Below are 14,244 nucleotides of genomic sequence, written 5' to 3'. Positions count from 1 at the left end.
CGCCCTGAGAACCGCTTAACGGTGGTATTCGCCCGCCGCTTCCGGCTGGTACAGCAATTCCAGCACTTCAATCCGCGCTTCTTCACCGTTCGGCAATTGCCAGGAGATCTGCTTGCCGACGTGCATGCCGAGCAGCGCTGCGCCCAGCGGCGCCATTACCGACAGCTGATCGTGGCTGTCTTTCAGCGATGCCGGGTAAACCAGCGTGCGCACGTGCTCTTCATCGGTGTGCAGATCGCGAAAACGCACGCGGCTGTTCATGGTCACCACGTTGGCCGGCATTTTCTCCGGCGGCAGGATTTCCGCGCGATCCAACTCGTCGTTCAGCGCGGCGGCGACGTCGGTGTTGGCAAAGGCCGGTTGTTCCAATAGCGCATCCAGGCGTTCCGCATCCAGCTCATTAATAGTAATGATGGGTTTGGTCATTCCACTCTCCAGTCAAATCAAAGGGTGCCAGTCTGTGCACCCATAAATTCGGAAAAACAACACAAAGCAACACCCCCGCGCCAGAGGAGCGGGGGTGTGGGTAATGTCGATTTGTCCTATTGATAGTAGGCGGTTGGGGCGAGAAAAGAAAGAGATCCCGATCACGAAGGCTTTTATCGTCAATCGTGGCAAAAGAAACGGTTAGCCCGGTTATCTATTTGTTATCTCATTGACTTTTTCACCGCCGCGCCGTTTTGCGAAATGGATCCCCGCGCGTCATTCGATTTCCACTTCGAACTGGAAAAAACCGGTCTACACAGAAAATCCTACCGGGGGTAGGGTAAAGACATCATAGAAAGCGGGTTATTCAGGTGATGCGCTTTACGGCTTACTGATTAATGTAGGATCTAGGGGTACTGAAAAGTGAATGATGGATCTGCTTCGATAAAAGAAATTGAACAATCCGATGTCAGCGAAGCCGGAGCGATCGCTGCTCGGGTGTTGGCGGATATTACCGCGATGCTGAATGCTGAAAATATTTATACCAATGCGGTGCAGCAACAGATGCTGGAATCGCATATTCGCGCCATGGTGCTGCGTTCAATAACCGGTGAGCCGTTGCCGGAGGTGGATAAATCGTTGTTCGACGAAATCTCTGCCGAATCCATGCAAATGGCGGAGCGCGTGGTGAATCAGTTTGGCACATTGCCTATCGAAGAAGCCTATTTGCTGTCAGTGCACTTCGAAGTGGCGAAAGATAATAACGCATAGCGGTTAACGCATCGATTTCAATCAGGAGAATATACCATGGGTCAAATTACCGTAGTGATCGGCGATCGTCTGGGCAAAGGGCAAAAAGTTGGCCAAGGCGTTGAAAGCGCAGGCGGAAAAGCGGTGGTCATCCCCGGCGTCGCGGCGGACATGAAGCTGGGCGACGTCATGAAAGCGGAAAACGCGCAGCTGGGCATCTCTTTTTGCGGCAGCGGCGGCGCCGGCGCGATTACCGCGCAAACCAAACACGGCTACAAGGCTAAATATGGCATGCGTTCGGTGGAAGAGGGCGTGACGGCAATTAACGAAGGCTACAACGTGCTGGGCTTCGGCTTTATGGATAAAGAAGAGCTGGGCCAGAAACTGGTGGAAGCTTACGTCAAAAAACATGGCAATCCATAATGAAAGAGCAATATACCACATCGGTAAAGGTGGAGGGTAAAGGCGACAGCAAAGCGAAAGCTTTTGCTTCCGCCTTGGCTAATGTGCAGGGCGCGGTATTAAAGTCCACCAACAATATTCTGCTGCGTATCGAGCCGCAGGACGTCAGCGTAGTGAAAGCGGAAGAGAAAATAACTAAAGAGAAATTTCTTTTCTTCTTTTTGCCGCGTGAAAGAAAGAGCTATGCCGTTTCTCTGGAAATAACCGTGAACGTAACCATTATCAATACCGATAAGGTTGTCTTCGTCACGAAATAAAAACGTTAGCATAAATGAAAGGGTATACTGATGTTTTTAATCATCTTATTTAAATCGATTATTATCGGTGGGCTGGTGGGGGTCGGCGTAGGGGCCGGCGCCGCGCGCATGTTCCACGCACCGACAACACAGGGCATGGGGGCGTTTCGCACCCTGGGCGAGCTGAATTCCTGCGAGGGCGATCCGGCTTCCCACTTCTCATTCGGTCTGGGCTTCTTCTTCAACGCCTGGGCGTCTTCCGTGGCGGCGGGCTCCTTCACGCAGGACGTCGACCACCGCATCATCCCGCACTGGGGCGCGGCGGCCCTGATGGTCAAGAACCGCAATCTGGCGCAAACGCTGCACGATCCGAAAAAAATGGCCATTGCCTGCGGCATCATCGGCATGCTGGTGGTGGCGTTCCTCAATACCACCGCTTCCGCCGTGCCTGCCGCGCTGCAGGTCACCGCGATCAAGGTGCTGGTGCCGGCGGCCAACCTGCTGGTGAACACCGTGATGCCGGTGATCTTCTGGCTGGCGGCGATCGACGCCGGGCGCCGTTCTGGCTTCTGGGGCACCATCTTCGGCGGCCTGGCGCAGCTGATCATGGGCAACGCCGTACCGGGCCTGGTGCTGGGCATTCTGATCGGCAAAGGCGTGGAAGAGAGCGGCTGGAACAAGATCACCAAGATCATGATGGCGGTGATCGTGCTGCTGTTCGTGCTGAGCGGCTTCTTCCGCGGCTTCGACATGAAAGTTCTCGAGTCCTTCAGCCTCGGCGTGCCGGGCTGGCTGGACGCCATTCACAACACCCTGAGCGGTAAATAAGGAGCGGGATGATGGAAGAGCAAACCCAAAAAGGCTTCTGGTACGCCGACTGGTCATTCCCGATTTTTGTTGGCCTGCTGTCCTCCGGCGTGTTCGCCGGGACGCACATGTACTACCTGTATGGCATCGGCGCCTTTAACGAAGTGGCGTTCGTTTCCATGCTGCGGGCGGGGATGGATACCGGCGTGTATGGCGCGGTGGCGGCGTTCGGCGCCAGCTTCCTGTTCGCGCGCATCATCGAAGGCTCGCTGGTGGGGATCCTGGACATCGGTGGCGCGATCCAGACTGGCGTCGGGCTGGGCGTACCGGCGCTGCTGCTGGGGGCCGGCATCGTGTTCCCGGTCGCCAACTTCGCCGCTTCGCTGGCCACCGGCCTCGTCATCGGCCTGGCGATCGGTTACGTGATCATCCTGGCGCGCAAATTCACCATCAATCAGAGCAACTCCACCTACGGGGCGGACGTGATGATGGGCGCGGGCAACTCGTCGGGCCGCTTCCTCGGGCCGTTGATCATCCTGTCGGCGATGACCGCCTCGATCCCGATCGGCATCGGTTCGCTGCTCGGCGCGCTGCTGTTCTATATCTGGGGTAAACCGATCACCGGCGGAGCGATCCTCGGCGCGATGATCCTGGGGGCGATCTTCCCGGTAGCCATTTCTTAAGAGGCCTGCGCCAGGCGCCGCCCGATGCTGCGGCGGCGCCCGGGCTAACAGGAGCAATGCGGTATGTATGACTTAGTAATCAGAGGCGCCAGACTGGCGGACGACACGCTGATCGATCTGGCGGTGAAAGACGGCAAAATAGCCTCGGTCGGGCGGTTGGCGGCAGACGTCAGCGCCGTTCGCCAACTGGATCTGGCGGGCAACTGCCGCCTGAGCGCCGGTTGGATCGATGCGCACGTGCACTGCTATCCCGACTCGCCGATTTACCATGACGAGCCCGATCGGGTCGGCGTCGCCAGCGGCGTCACCAGCGTGGTCGATGCCGGCAGCACCGGCGCCGACGATATCGACGCCTTTTATCAGCTGACGCGCAGCGCCAAAACCAACGTGTTCGCCTTCCTCAACATCTCGCGCATCGGCCTGCTGCGGCAGAACGAGCTGGCGGAGTTGACGGATATCGACAAGCACGAGGCCGGCCAGGCCATCGCCAACCATCCCGGCTTCATCATCGGCATCAAGGCGCGCATGAGCAGCAGCGTGGTGGGCAAGAACGGCACCCGGCCGCTGGTGTTGGCCAAAGAGATCCAGCGGGAAAACCGCCAGCTGCCGCTGATGGTGCATATCGGCAACAACCCGCCGAATCTGGATGAGATCGCCGATCTGCTGACCCGTGGCGACATCATCACCCACTGCTACAACGGTAAACCGAACCGCATTCTGACGCCGGCGGGCACGCTGCGCGAGTCGATCCAGCGGGCGCTGCGGCGCGGCGTGTTGCTCGACGTGGGGCACGGCACCGCCAGCTTCAGCTTCGAGGTGGCGCGCCAGGCGATCAAGCTGGGCATTTTGCCGCATACCATCAGCTCCGATATTTACTGCCGCAATCGCATAAACGGGCCGGTGCACAGCCTGGCGACGGTGATGTCCAAATTTTTCAGCGTCGGCCTGACGCTGCCGCAGGTGATCGCCTGCGTGACGGAAAACGCCGCGTCGGCGCTGCAGCTGAGCGGCAAAGGGCGGTTGGAGCCGGGTTATGACGCCGATTTCACGCTGTTTGAACTGCGCCGCGAACCGCAGGTGTTCGCCGACGCCGAAGGGCAAACCGCCGAGGGCGAACAGCTGCTGGTGCCGCTGGCCGCGGTGGTGGCCGGGGAAATCCTATTAACTGAACAAGGGGAGGCAGCCCATGTCTTCGATTTATGAAAAATACGGTTTGAAGCAGGTGATCAACACCTCCGGCCGCATGACCATTCTCGGCGTTTCCACGCCGCGCCAGGACGTGATCGACGCCGTTGACTACGGCCTGAATCACTATTTCGAAATCAAGGACCTAGTCAACAAGACCGGCGCCTACATCGCCGATCTGCTCAATGTGGAGGACGCGGTGATCGTTTCCTGCGCCTCGGCGGGCATCGCCCAGTCGGTGGCGGCAGCGATCGTCAAAGATAACGCCAATCTGCTGGTGAACCTGCACTCGGCGCCGATCGCCGTGCCGCGCGAGATCGTGTTGCCGCGCGGTCACAACGTCAACTTCGGCGCGCCGGTGGACACCATGGTGGCGCTGGGCGGCGGCAAGGTGGTGGAGGCGGGCTACGCCAACGAATGTTCGCCGGAGCAGATTGAAGCCTGCATCACGCCGCAGACGGCGGCGATCCTGTACGTCAAATCGCACCACTGCGTGCAGAAAAGCATTCTGTCCGTCGAACAGGCGGCGGTAGTGGCGCGCAAGCATAACCTGCCGCTGATCGTCGACGCCGCGGCGGAAGAAGATCTGATGTGTTACTACCAGATGGGGGCCGATCTGGTGATCTACAGCGGCGCCAAAGCCATCGAAGGGCCGACCAGCGGTCTCGTGATCGGCAAGAAACAGTACGTCGAGTGGGTGAAGCTGCAGTCCGGCGGTATCGGCCGGGCGATGAAGGTCGGCAAAGAGGGCATCCTCGGCCTGACGCAGGCGATTGAAAGCTATCTGACGCTTGAGAAAACCACCGGGCAACAGATGGTGGCGCGGATGACGCCGTTCCTCGACAGCCTCAACACCCTGACCGGCGTTAGCGCCAAAACCGTCTGGGACAGCGCCGGCCGCGATATCGCCCGCGCCGAGATCACCTTCGACGAAGCGGTGCTGGGGCGGTCGACCTATGACATCGTTCAGGCGCTGAAAACCGGCGATATTGCCATCTACTTCCGCGGCTACAAGGCCAACGAGGGCAAGATTGAGGTCGACGTGCGCAGCGTCGACGAGCAACAGCTGATGACCGTCTTTAGCTGTATCAAGAACCTGTTTACGGAGAAACAAGCATGAAGCTGCAGCCTAACTACTATCGCGACCGCGTCTGCCTGAACGTGCTGGCCGGCTCCAAAGCCAACGCGCAGGACATCTACGCCGCGGCGGAAGGCCATGTGCTGGTGGGCGTACTCTCCAAGAACTACCCGGACGTCGACAGCGCGGTGACCGACATGCTGCGCTATGCGCGCCTGATTGAAAACGCGCTCTCGGTCGGCCTGGGCGCCGGCGATCCGAAACAGTCGGCGATGGTCAGCCTGATCGCTCAGCAGGTGCAGCCGCAGCACGTTAACCAGGTGTTTACCGGCGTCGGCGCCAGCCGCGCGCTGCTGGGCCAGAACGACAGCGTGGTCAACGGCCTGGTATCGCCGACCGGCCGCGTCGGCTGGGTGAAGATTTCTACCGGCCCCTTGAGTGCCGCAGCGCCTGACGGCATCGTGCCGGTGGAAACCGCCATCGCCTTGCTGAAGGACATGGGCGGCAGCTCGATCAAGTATTTCCCGATGGGCGGCCTGAAGTGCAAGGACGAATACCAGTACGTAGCCAAGGCCTGCGCCGAGCATGACTTTATGCTGGAGCCGACCGGCGGCATCGATCTGGAGAACTACGAGCCGATCGTCGAGATCGCGCTGGCGGCCGGCGTGAAACGCGTGATCCCGCATATCTACAGCTCGATCATCGACGCCGCCAGCGGCGACACGCGACCGCAGGACGTGAAAACCCTGCTGGCAATGACCAAAAAGCTGGTGGGCTGAACGCGTAATGGGATGAGGTAAACGCTGGGAGGCGAAGGTTTTCCCGTGGCGCGGCATGCCGCGTCGCCGTTAGCTATAGCCTATAGCTTTCAAGTTGCAGCTAGGCGGCAAGCGCAGGAGCCCCAGGAGCTTACTTAAGTAAGTGACTGGGGTGAGTGCGGGCAGCCAACAACGCTGCAGCTTGAAAGATGACGGATATATACTGAGGATTACTATGCGAAACTGGCAGGCTCCAACCCGACGCACCGCGTTGTTCCTGGCGCTGCTGGCCGTGACCGGCCCAGCGCTGCATGCTGAGGATGCAATGAATTCCACGTCATCTCATTTCGCCTATATCGGCACCTATAATCCCAACGGCGAAGGCGTTTACCGGGTGCAGGTCGATCCGGCCAGCGGCGCGCTGAGCCACACTACGCTGGTCAGCAAAGTGCCGAATCCGGCGCAGCTGACGCTGGGCGCCGATGGCAAGACGCTGTATGTCGCCAGCGAAGTGGCCGATTTCAACGGCGGCAAACACGGCGGCATCACCGCTTACCGGGTCAATCCTGCCGACGGCGGCCTGACGCAGCTCAACCAGGTGGATTCGCAGGGGGCGGGGCCGGTGTATCTCTCATCGACGCCGGACGGGCGGCATCTGCTGGTGGCCAACTACGTCAGCGGCAGCGTGGCGGCTTTCCCGATCGAAGCGGACGGCAGCCTGGGCGCCGCCAGCTCGGTGCAGCAACAGCAGGGCCCGGCGGGCGCGGCCAAACCGGCGGCGGCGGTGAACGGCAGCTTCGCCATCAGCGATCACAATGGCCCGCATGCCCATATGATCGCCAGCGATCCGAGCGGCAAGTTCGTGTTCTCCACCGATCTGGGGTTGGATCGCATCTACCAATGGCGCTTTGACGCCGCGAGCGGCCGGCTGACGCCGAACGATCCGCCGTGGATCGCCGCCTCTTCCGCCGGCGCGGGGCCGCGTCACTTTGTGTTCCATCCGGACGGCGAAACCGTGCTGCTGGTGAACGAAGAGGCCTCGACGTTGACCAGCTACCGTTTTGATCGCCAAAAAGGTACTCTGAAACAACTGCATGCGGTTTCCGCACTGCCCGCCGACTATCAGGGCACCAGCTTCGCTTCGGGGCTGGCGCTCAGCAAAAACGGCGGCACGCTGTACGTCGCCAACCGGCTGCATAACAGCATTGCCCAGTTCAGCGTGGGCGCCGGCGGTGAGTTGAAGCCGGTGGCGGAAACCTGGACGCGTGGCGATTACCCGCGTTTGCTGGCGCTGAGCCCGGATGGCCGCTATCTGTATGCGTTGAACCAGCGCAGCGATAACGTTACCCGTTTCAGCGTAAATCCGACGGACGGCAAACTCAGCTTTGTGGGCGGCTATCTGCCGATCGGCAGCCCCTCGCAAATGGCGTTCCTGCCGCCGCCGAAGTAACCCGTGGCCCGCCCGGTTCACCGGGCGGGTTGCCTGATTGACGGACACAGAATGGTGCGATTTCCTTACCCGCGTTTGGCTTACTTGTTCGATGCTTTGCAAACCGAGACTTTGCCGCAGGATGAGCTGGCGAAGCGTTTCGCCGTGTCCACCCGCACGGTGCGGGCGGACATCACCGCGCTGAACGAGATTCTGGACAAATACGGCGCGCGTTTCGTGCATAGCCGCGGGGCCGGCTATCGCCTGCAGGTCGATAACGCCGCGCTGTTCAGCGCCCTGCAGCATCAGGAGCGCCGCAAGCACGCCACCCCGCGCAGCGCACAGGAGCGGGTGCATTATCTGCTGGTGCGTTTTTTGACCTCAGCCTTCTCCCTCAAACTGGAAGATTTGGCCGACGAGTGGTTCGTCAGCCGCGGTACGTTGCAAAACGACATGGCTGAGGTGAGAGAGCGTCTGGCGCACTATCAATTGACGATCGAAACCAAGCCGCGCTACGGCATGAAGCTGTTCGGCGCCGAGATGGCGATCCGCGCCTGTCTCACCGATCTGCTGTTCCAGCTGCAGCTGGCCGACGCCGAGAACCCGCTGCTCAACAACGAGATCCTGCTGCAGCCGCAGGTAGCGGCGTTCGCCGGATTGCTGCACCCGCTGCTGTCGCAATATGCCATTCGCCTGACCGACGAGGGCGAGCAGTACCTGATCTTCTACTGCGCGGTGGCGCTGCGGCGCATCAACGACGGCTATCCGCTGCCGGACTTCGAGGTGGAAGACGGCGACGACGCGGTGCGTCAGGTGTCGACCCGCCTGGCGGCGGAGCTGCGTTCGGCCTCCGGCAAAGAGATCTCGATGGCCGAAGAGGCCTATTTGCGGGTCAACATTGCCGCACGGCGCGTGCAGGACGTGCAGCCGACCGAGATCAACGCCGACGATGAAGAAGCGCTGGTGGACTACATCCTGTCCTACATCAACGCACACTATAACTACAACCTGCAGGGCGACGAGCAGCTGCGGGCCGATCTGCTCACCCATATCAAGACCATGATTACGCGGGTGAAATACCAGATCAATATCCCCAATCCGCTGTTGGCCAACATCAAGCAGCACTATCCGATGGCTTACGACGTGACGCTGGCGGCGGTCTCCAGCTGGGGCAAATACACCCCCTATACCCTGAGCGAGAACGAAATCGGCTATCTGGTGCTGCACATCGGCGTGGGGCTGGAGCGGCATTACAACATCGGTTATGAGCGCCACCCGCAGGTGATGCTGGTGTGCGATACCGGCAACTCGACGGTGCGCATGATCCAGGCGCAGATTGCGCGCAAGTATCCGCAGCTGGTGATGACGCGCATTGTCTCGCTGCGCGATTACGAGATGCTTGAGCATATCGATGAAGACTTCGTGATTTCCAACGCCCGCATCGGCGAAAAGAACAAGCCGGTGGTGGTGATGTCGCCGTTCCCGACCGATTACCAACTGGAGCAACTGGGCAAGCTGGTGCTGGTGGATCGCACCCGACCGTACATGCTGGAGAAGTTCTTCGACGCCGAGCATTTCATGGTGCTCAACGAGCCGTTGACGCAGGCGGAGCTGTTCAGCCGGGTGTGCGGCCAGCTGGAGCGGGAAGGGTACGTCGGCGCGGACTTCTATCCGTCGCTGGTCGAACGCGAGGCGATCGTTTCCACGCTGCTGGGCGAGGGCATCGCGCTGCCGCACTCGCTGGGGCTGCTGGCCAAAAAGACCGTGGTGGTGACGCTGTTGGCGCCGCAGGGCGTCGCCTGGGGAGAAGGCGAGGTCGCGCACGTGATTTTCCTGCTGGCGATCAGCAAGAGCGACTATGAAGAGGCGATGGCGATCTACGAGCTGTTCGTCACCTTCGTGCGTGAACGCTCAATGAGCCGCCTTTTGGGCAGCGACAGCTTCGACAGCTTTAAAGCGGTGGCGCTGGACTGCCTGAGCCGGAGTTAAGGGGAAAGGATATGGGGGATTGGGCGCAAAGGCGCGCCCTCAGCGGCTAATCTTCATCAAACCCGGAGTTGAACAGCTCGACCACCGCCGCCAGCGCGTTGACTTCGTCGGGGCCGGTCGCTTCGACTTCGATATGCCGACCCTGGGCGGAGTCCAGCATCAGCAGCGCGATGACGCTGCTGGCTTCGGCTTCGGTGCCGCTTTCGTTGCGCAGCATCACCTCGGCGTCGAAGCTTTGCACCAGCTCGAACAGTTTCATCGCCGGACGCGCGTGCATGCCCAGCTTGTTTTTGATTTCAACCGTCTGTTTAACCGTCATTGTTTGCGCTTTTCCAGCGTGCGGTGGCGCGACTGCACGTTCTTGCCGCGCGAGCGGAAGTAATCGGCCAGCTGTTCCGCCACGTATACCGAGCGGTGTTTACCGCCGGTACAGCCGATGGCGACTGTCAGGTAGCTGCGGTTGTTGGTTTCCAGCATCGGCAGCCATTGCTCCAGGTAGCTGCGGGTCTGGTAGATGAAGTTGTGCACTTCGGTATGGCGATCGAGGAACGACGCGACCGGCTTGTCCAGACCGGTCATCGGCCGCAGCTTCGGATCCCAGTGCGGGTTAGGCAGGAAGCGCACGTCGAACACGTAGTCGGCGTCGATCGGAATGCCGTGCTTGAAGCCGAAGGATTCGAACACCATGGTCAGCTCACGCTCACGCTTACCCAGCAGGCGGGTGCGCAGCATTTCGGCCAGTTCGTGCACCGACATTTCCGAGGTGTCGATAATCAGGTCAGCCCGCGAGCGCAGCGGTTCGAGCAGATCGCTCTCTTCGTCGATGGCGCTTTCCAGCGACAGGTTTTTGCTGGAGAGCGGGTGCAGGCGGCGGGTGTCGCTGTAACGGCGGATCAGCGTGTTGCGATCGGCGTCGAGGAACAGCAGCTGCGGCGAGAAGCTGTCCGGCAGCTGAGTCATCGCGTATTCGAACACTTCCGGCGATTCCGGCATGTTGCGCACGTCGATGCTGACCGCCGCGGAGATATTGCGTTCCGCCAGCGTGTTGGCGAGCTGCGGCAGCAGCACCACAGGCAGGTTGTCAACGCAGTAAAAACCCATATCTTCCAGCGCCCGCAAGGCGACGGATTTTCCGGAACCGGAACGGCCGCTGACAATCATCAGCACCATGTGGCAACTCCCCTGGCATCGCGGCGGCGTTCATCGCCACCGGTGGAAACTTTGTTATTCCGGCCGCAGCCGGATCCATCATCGTGAAACAGTAGCGTTATCCGGGCTGGAAGTCACGCCGGCCGGGCCTCACTCGGTGATGATTTGGTAAAGCTCTTCGTCGCTCTGCGCGGCGCGCAGGCGGCGGCATACGGTTTTGTCGGCCAGGCGTTTGGCGACCAGCGACAGGGTATGCAAATGGGTTTTGCACTGATCGGCAGGCACCAGCAGCGCGAACAGCAGGTCGACCGGCTGGTTGTCGATAGCGTCGAAAGCGATGGGTTGGTCGAGACGGATAAACACGCCAACGGCCCGCAGTGTGTCCTCTTCCAGTTTGCCGTGGGGAATGGCGATACCGTTGCCGATACCGGTGCTGCCCATGCGTTCCCGGGTGAGAACCGCGTCAAACACCACCTGCGAAGGCAGATTGAGCTGTTTGGCGGCCAGTTCGCTGATAATTTCCAAAGCCCGCTTCTTGCTGGTGCAGTGTACCGAGCTTTTGGTGCACTCGATGTTTAACACCGAGCTTAATTGCATATATTCGTTGTTCATCTCATCTTCACTTAAAACCGCGCCGCCGGGCGCGCCCGGCAAGGCGGTTTTTCGTCGGTTTTAACCCTGATTACCGTTCGGCGCGTCACCCATGCGGGTCACGCGCCGAAGGGCGAGGCTGCGACGGAGGCAACCTCACGGAATGGGTTAGGGTGTCAGTGTTGCTTCAATTTGTCTTTATGTTTGTTCAATTGACGTGCCAATTTGTCGATCAGCGTATCAATTGCGGCATACATATTCTCGTCTTCCGAGGTGGCGTGCAACTCGCCTCCATTCACGTGCACCGTTGCTTCCGCAATTTGCTGCACTTTTTCCACACTTAATACAACATACACCTGATTGATGCGATCAAAATACTGTTCGAGTTTGGCGAACTTGTTGTTCACGAACTCGCGCAACGGATCGGTGATTTCGATGTGGTGTCCGGTAATGTTGAGCTGCATAGTGTCTTCCTTCTCAATAGAGGTCAAACCAACTGTTTACGCTGGTTCGACGGCGGGATGGACAAAGACTCTCGGTACTTGGCGACGGTGCGCCGCGCCACGATGATCCCCTGATCGGCGAGCAGGGTGGCCAGCTTGCTGTCGCTGAGTGGTTTGGCGGGGTTTTCCGCCGCAATCAATTTCTTCACCAATGCGCGGATCGCCGTCGAGGAGGCTTCGCCGCCGCTGTCGGTATTCACGTGGCTGGAGAAGAAATATTTCAATTCGAAAATGCCGCGCGGGCTGTGCAGAAACTTCTGCGTGGTGACGCGCGAGATCGTCGATTCATGCATTTCCACGGCCTGAGCGATATCCGCCAGCACCATGGGTTTCATAAACTCTTCGCCTTGCTCGAAGAACGCCTGCTGCTGATCGACGATGCAGCGGGTGACCTTCAGCAGCGTCTCGTTACGGCTCTCAAGGCTTTTAATCAGCCACTTGGCTTCCTGCAGGTTGCTGCGGATGAACTGGCCGTCGGCTTCGCTGCGGGCGCTGTTGCCCAGCGCGGCGTATTGCTGATTGATCTTTAAACGCGGAACGTTGTCGCCGTTGAGCTCGACCGTCCATTTGTTCTGCGTCTTGCGCACCAGCACGTCCGGGATCACGTATTCCGATTCGCCGGTATTGATCGACTGCCCCGGGCGCGGATCGAGCGACTGAATCAGCAGCATCGCTTCTTTCAGTGTATCTTCTTTTAGCCGGGTTGATCGCATCAGGCTGCGAAAGTCATGGTTGGCCAGCAGATCCAGATGGTCGCTGATGATCAGCCGCGCTTCGGCCAGGTAAGGGGTGTCTTTGGCGTATTGGGAGAGCTGCACCAGCAGGCAATCGCGCAGATCGCGCGCGGCGACGCCGATCGGATCGAAACGCTGCACGCGCTTCAACACCGCCTCGACTTCATCGAGGGTCACGTTTTCGTCGCCCAGGCTTTCCAGAATGTCTTCCAGCGGCACGGTGAGATAGCCGGTGTCGTCCACCGCGTCGACGATGGAGGTGGCGATGGCGGCGTCGGTATCGGAAAACGGCGTCAGATCCACCTGCCACATCAGGTAATCCTGCAGCGTTTGGGTGGTCTCGCCCTGATAGACCGGCAGCTCGTCGTCGCTGTAGTCGGTGCCGGTGCCTGACGGCGTGCCGGCGGTGTAGATCTCATCCCAGGTGGCGTCCAGCGGCAGCTCTTCCGGCATGTCTTTCTGTTCCAGCGCCTCGCGGGTATCGAGCCCCTCGGTCTCCTGGGTTTCTTTGGCGTCGATTTCGTCGTGCAGATCGGTCTGTTCAAGCAGCGGATTGCTCTCCAGCGCCAGCTGGATCTCTTGTTGAAGCTCAAGCGTGGACAACTGCAGCAGGCGGATCGCCTGCTGGAGCTGAGGAGTCATGGCCAGCTGTTGACTGAGCCTGAGTTGCAAACCTTGCTTCATAGTTTTCTGTCTACTTCCGTTAACGGTGTCGCCCCGAAGGGCGCGCCGGCGCTTAGAGGCGGAACTCTTCGCCCAGATAAACGCGTTTAACCTGCTCGTCGGCCAGAATAGCATCCGGCGTGCCGTGGGCAATCAGTTTGCCCTGGCTGACGATGTAGGCGCGTTCACACACGTCCAGCGTCTCGCGCACGTTGTGGTCGGTGATCAGCACGCCCAGGCCGCTGTCACGCAGGTGCTCGATGATTTTTTTGATGTCGATAACGGAAATCGGATCCACCCCGGCGAAGGGTTCGTCCAGCAGAATGAATTTCGGGTTGGCCGCCAGCGCGCGGGCGATTTCGACGCGGCGGCGTTCACCGCCGGACAGCGCCTGGCCGAGGCTGTCGCGCAGATGGGAGATATGGAACTCTTCCATCAGCTCTTTGGCGCGGTCTTCGCGTTGTTCGCTGGTGAGGTCGGGGCGAATCTCCAGCACCGCCATCAGGTTGTCGTACACGCTCAGGCGGCGGAAGATCGACGCTTCCTGCGGCAGGTATCCGATGCCGCGGCGCGCGCGGGCGTGCAGCGGCAGCAGGCTGATGTCTTCTTCGTCGATCACGATGCGCCCGGCATCGCGCGGCACGATGCCGACCACCATGTAGAAGGTGGTGGTTTTACCGGCGCCGTTCGGCCCGAGCAGGCCGACGATCTCGCCGGATTTCACTTTCAGGCTGACGTCTTCGACAACTTTACGGCCCTTGTAGGCTTTCGCCAGGTTTTCTGCGATGAGTGTTGCCATAA

The 14,244-nt window shown here is 60.0% G+C and carries 17 protein-coding genes; 10 read left to right on the top strand and 7 right to left on the bottom strand.

The genetic code is table 11. The features are described 5' to 3' along the window. Positions 1–15 precede the first annotated feature (15 nt). Positions 16–426, bottom strand: coding sequence for a nucleoside diphosphate kinase regulator (gene rnk, locus EKL15_RS12000; protein WP_004936993.1), 411 nt, complete (start codon positions 424–426; stop codon positions 16–18). Positions 427–870: 444 nt separating this feature from the next. Between rnk and EKL15_RS11995 the strand changes: the two genes are divergently transcribed. From EKL15_RS11995 to EKL15_RS11950, 10 genes are all read left to right on the top strand, one after another. Further along, complete coding sequence (locus EKL15_RS11995; RefSeq protein WP_369803947.1) at positions 871–1,197, top strand: glycine dehydrogenase; 327 nt, start codon at positions 871–873, stop codon at positions 1,195–1,197. A 36-nt stretch (positions 1,198–1,233) separates the two neighbouring features. Beyond that, the gene (locus EKL15_RS11990) at positions 1,234–1,599 is read left to right on the top strand and encodes a glycine-rich SFCGS family protein (RefSeq protein WP_019453148.1); all 366 of its coding nucleotides are present in this window, start codon (positions 1,234–1,236) and stop codon (positions 1,597–1,599) included. Further along, complete coding sequence (locus EKL15_RS11985; protein ID WP_203089504.1) at positions 1,599–1,895, top strand: DUF4312 family protein; 297 nt, start codon at positions 1,599–1,601, stop codon at positions 1,893–1,895. Before EKL15_RS11990 ends, EKL15_RS11985 begins: the two co-directional genes overlap by 1 nt. A 30-nt stretch (positions 1,896–1,925) precedes the next feature. Then, positions 1,926–2,702: a DUF4311 domain-containing protein gene (locus tag EKL15_RS11980; RefSeq protein WP_004937006.1), complete on the top strand. Its 777-nt coding sequence runs from the start codon at positions 1,926–1,928 to the stop codon at positions 2,700–2,702. Positions 2,703–2,713: 11 nt separating this feature from the next. Next, positions 2,714–3,364 (top strand): DUF4310 family protein, encoded by a 651-nt coding sequence (locus EKL15_RS11975; RefSeq protein ID WP_048234891.1) that lies wholly within the window; start codon positions 2,714–2,716, stop codon positions 3,362–3,364. A 63-nt stretch (positions 3,365–3,427) separates the two neighbouring features. Continuing rightward, positions 3,428–4,567 carry an amidohydrolase/deacetylase family metallohydrolase gene (locus EKL15_RS11970; RefSeq protein ID WP_193158434.1) on the top strand — a complete coding sequence of 380 codons (1,140 nt, stop codon included), beginning with the start codon at positions 3,428–3,430 and terminating at the stop codon, positions 4,565–4,567. After that, complete coding sequence (locus tag EKL15_RS11965; RefSeq protein WP_049273708.1) at positions 4,551–5,669, top strand: DgaE family pyridoxal phosphate-dependent ammonia lyase; 1,119 nt, start codon at positions 4,551–4,553, stop codon at positions 5,667–5,669. The genes EKL15_RS11970 and EKL15_RS11965 overlap by 17 nt, the downstream gene beginning before the upstream one ends. Beyond that, positions 5,666–6,406, top strand: coding sequence for a KDGP aldolase family protein (locus EKL15_RS11960; protein WP_033648993.1), 741 nt, complete (start codon positions 5,666–5,668; stop codon positions 6,404–6,406). The genes EKL15_RS11965 and EKL15_RS11960 overlap by 4 nt, the downstream gene beginning before the upstream one ends. Positions 6,407–6,620: 214 nt before the next feature. Continuing rightward, entirely contained in the window at positions 6,621–7,835 is a 1,215-nt protein-coding gene (locus EKL15_RS11955; protein WP_203089502.1) for a lactonase family protein, read from the top strand. Between the two features lie 51 nt (positions 7,836–7,886). Next, positions 7,887–9,803 (top strand): transcription antiterminator, encoded by a 1,917-nt coding sequence (locus tag EKL15_RS11950; RefSeq protein ID WP_089186491.1) that lies wholly within the window; start codon positions 7,887–7,889, stop codon positions 9,801–9,803. Positions 9,804–9,849: 46 nt separating this feature from the next. On the opposite strand, the gene npr is transcribed toward EKL15_RS11950, so the two are convergent. The 6 genes from npr to lptB form a co-directional block, all read right to left on the bottom strand. Then, positions 9,850–10,122, bottom strand: a complete 273-nt coding sequence (gene npr / locus EKL15_RS11945; protein ID WP_004937034.1) for a PTS phosphocarrier protein NPr — start codon at positions 10,120–10,122, stop codon at positions 9,850–9,852. After that, complete coding sequence (gene rapZ / locus EKL15_RS11940; RefSeq protein ID WP_015379177.1) at positions 10,119–10,973, bottom strand: RNase adapter RapZ; 855 nt, start codon at positions 10,971–10,973, stop codon at positions 10,119–10,121. The genes npr and rapZ overlap by 4 nt, the downstream gene beginning before the upstream one ends. Positions 10,974–11,102: 129 nt before the next feature. Continuing rightward, positions 11,103–11,564: a PTS IIA-like nitrogen regulatory protein PtsN gene (gene ptsN, locus EKL15_RS11935; RefSeq protein WP_016930212.1), complete on the bottom strand. Its 462-nt coding sequence runs from the start codon at positions 11,562–11,564 to the stop codon at positions 11,103–11,105. Positions 11,565–11,719: 155 nt separating this feature from the next. Continuing rightward, entirely contained in the window at positions 11,720–12,007 is a 288-nt protein-coding gene (gene hpf / locus EKL15_RS11930; RefSeq protein WP_004937038.1) for a ribosome hibernation promoting factor, read from the bottom strand. A 23-nt stretch (positions 12,008–12,030) separates the two neighbouring features. Then, entirely contained in the window at positions 12,031–13,464 is a 1,434-nt protein-coding gene (gene rpoN / locus EKL15_RS11925) for an RNA polymerase factor sigma-54 (protein WP_203089500.1), read from the bottom strand. A gap of 52 nt (positions 13,465–13,516) precedes the next feature. Continuing rightward, positions 13,517–14,242 (bottom strand): LPS export ABC transporter ATP-binding protein, encoded by a 726-nt coding sequence (gene lptB / locus EKL15_RS11920; RefSeq protein WP_004937040.1) that lies wholly within the window; start codon positions 14,240–14,242, stop codon positions 13,517–13,519. Positions 14,243–14,244 lie beyond the last annotated feature (2 nt).

The sequence above is a fragment of the Serratia sp. 4542 genome (assembly GCF_016805595.1).
GTDB lineage: Bacteria > Pseudomonadota > Gammaproteobacteria > Enterobacterales > Enterobacteriaceae > Serratia > Serratia nevei.
Note: the sequence above shows the minus strand (reverse complement) of the source record. Positions and strands in the feature narration are given on the sequence as shown.

Excerpts from the sequence above, each read along its gene's own strand:
- rpoN (WP_203089500.1), bottom strand. The coding sequence starts at position 13,464 with ATGAAGCAAGGTTTGCAACTCAGGCTCAGTCAACAGCTGGCCATGACT.
- EKL15_RS11950 (WP_089186491.1), top strand. The coding sequence starts at position 7,887 with ATGGTGCGATTTCCTTACCCGCGTTTGGCTTACTTGTTCGATGCTTTG.
- npr (WP_004937034.1), bottom strand. The coding sequence starts at position 10,122 with ATGACGGTTAAACAGACGGTTGAAATCAAAAACAAGCTGGGCATGCAC.
- rapZ (WP_015379177.1), bottom strand. The coding sequence starts at position 10,973 with ATGGTGCTGATGATTGTCAGCGGCCGTTCCGGTTCCGGAAAATCCGTC.
- EKL15_RS11970 (WP_193158434.1), top strand. The coding sequence starts at position 3,428 with ATGTATGACTTAGTAATCAGAGGCGCCAGACTGGCGGACGACACGCTG.
- EKL15_RS11960 (WP_033648993.1), top strand. The coding sequence starts at position 5,666 with ATGAAGCTGCAGCCTAACTACTATCGCGACCGCGTCTGCCTGAACGTG.
- ptsN (WP_016930212.1), bottom strand. The coding sequence starts at position 11,564 with ATGAACAACGAATATATGCAATTAAGCTCGGTGTTAAACATCGAGTGC.
- EKL15_RS11965 (WP_049273708.1), top strand. The coding sequence starts at position 4,551 with ATGTCTTCGATTTATGAAAAATACGGTTTGAAGCAGGTGATCAACACC.
- EKL15_RS11955 (WP_203089502.1), top strand. The coding sequence starts at position 6,621 with ATGCGAAACTGGCAGGCTCCAACCCGACGCACCGCGTTGTTCCTGGCG.
- hpf (WP_004937038.1), bottom strand. The coding sequence starts at position 12,007 with ATGCAGCTCAACATTACCGGACACCACATCGAAATCACCGATCCGTTG.
- EKL15_RS11990 (WP_019453148.1), top strand. The coding sequence starts at position 1,234 with ATGGGTCAAATTACCGTAGTGATCGGCGATCGTCTGGGCAAAGGGCAA.
- EKL15_RS11975 (WP_048234891.1), top strand. The coding sequence starts at position 2,714 with ATGGAAGAGCAAACCCAAAAAGGCTTCTGGTACGCCGACTGGTCATTC.
- lptB (WP_004937040.1), bottom strand. The coding sequence starts at position 14,242 with ATGGCAACACTCATCGCAGAAAACCTGGCGAAAGCCTACAAGGGCCGT.
- EKL15_RS11980 (WP_004937006.1), top strand. The coding sequence starts at position 1,926 with ATGTTTTTAATCATCTTATTTAAATCGATTATTATCGGTGGGCTGGTG.
- EKL15_RS11985 (WP_203089504.1), top strand. The coding sequence starts at position 1,599 with ATGAAAGAGCAATATACCACATCGGTAAAGGTGGAGGGTAAAGGCGAC.
- rnk (WP_004936993.1), bottom strand. The coding sequence starts at position 426 with ATGACCAAACCCATCATTACTATTAATGAGCTGGATGCGGAACGCCTG.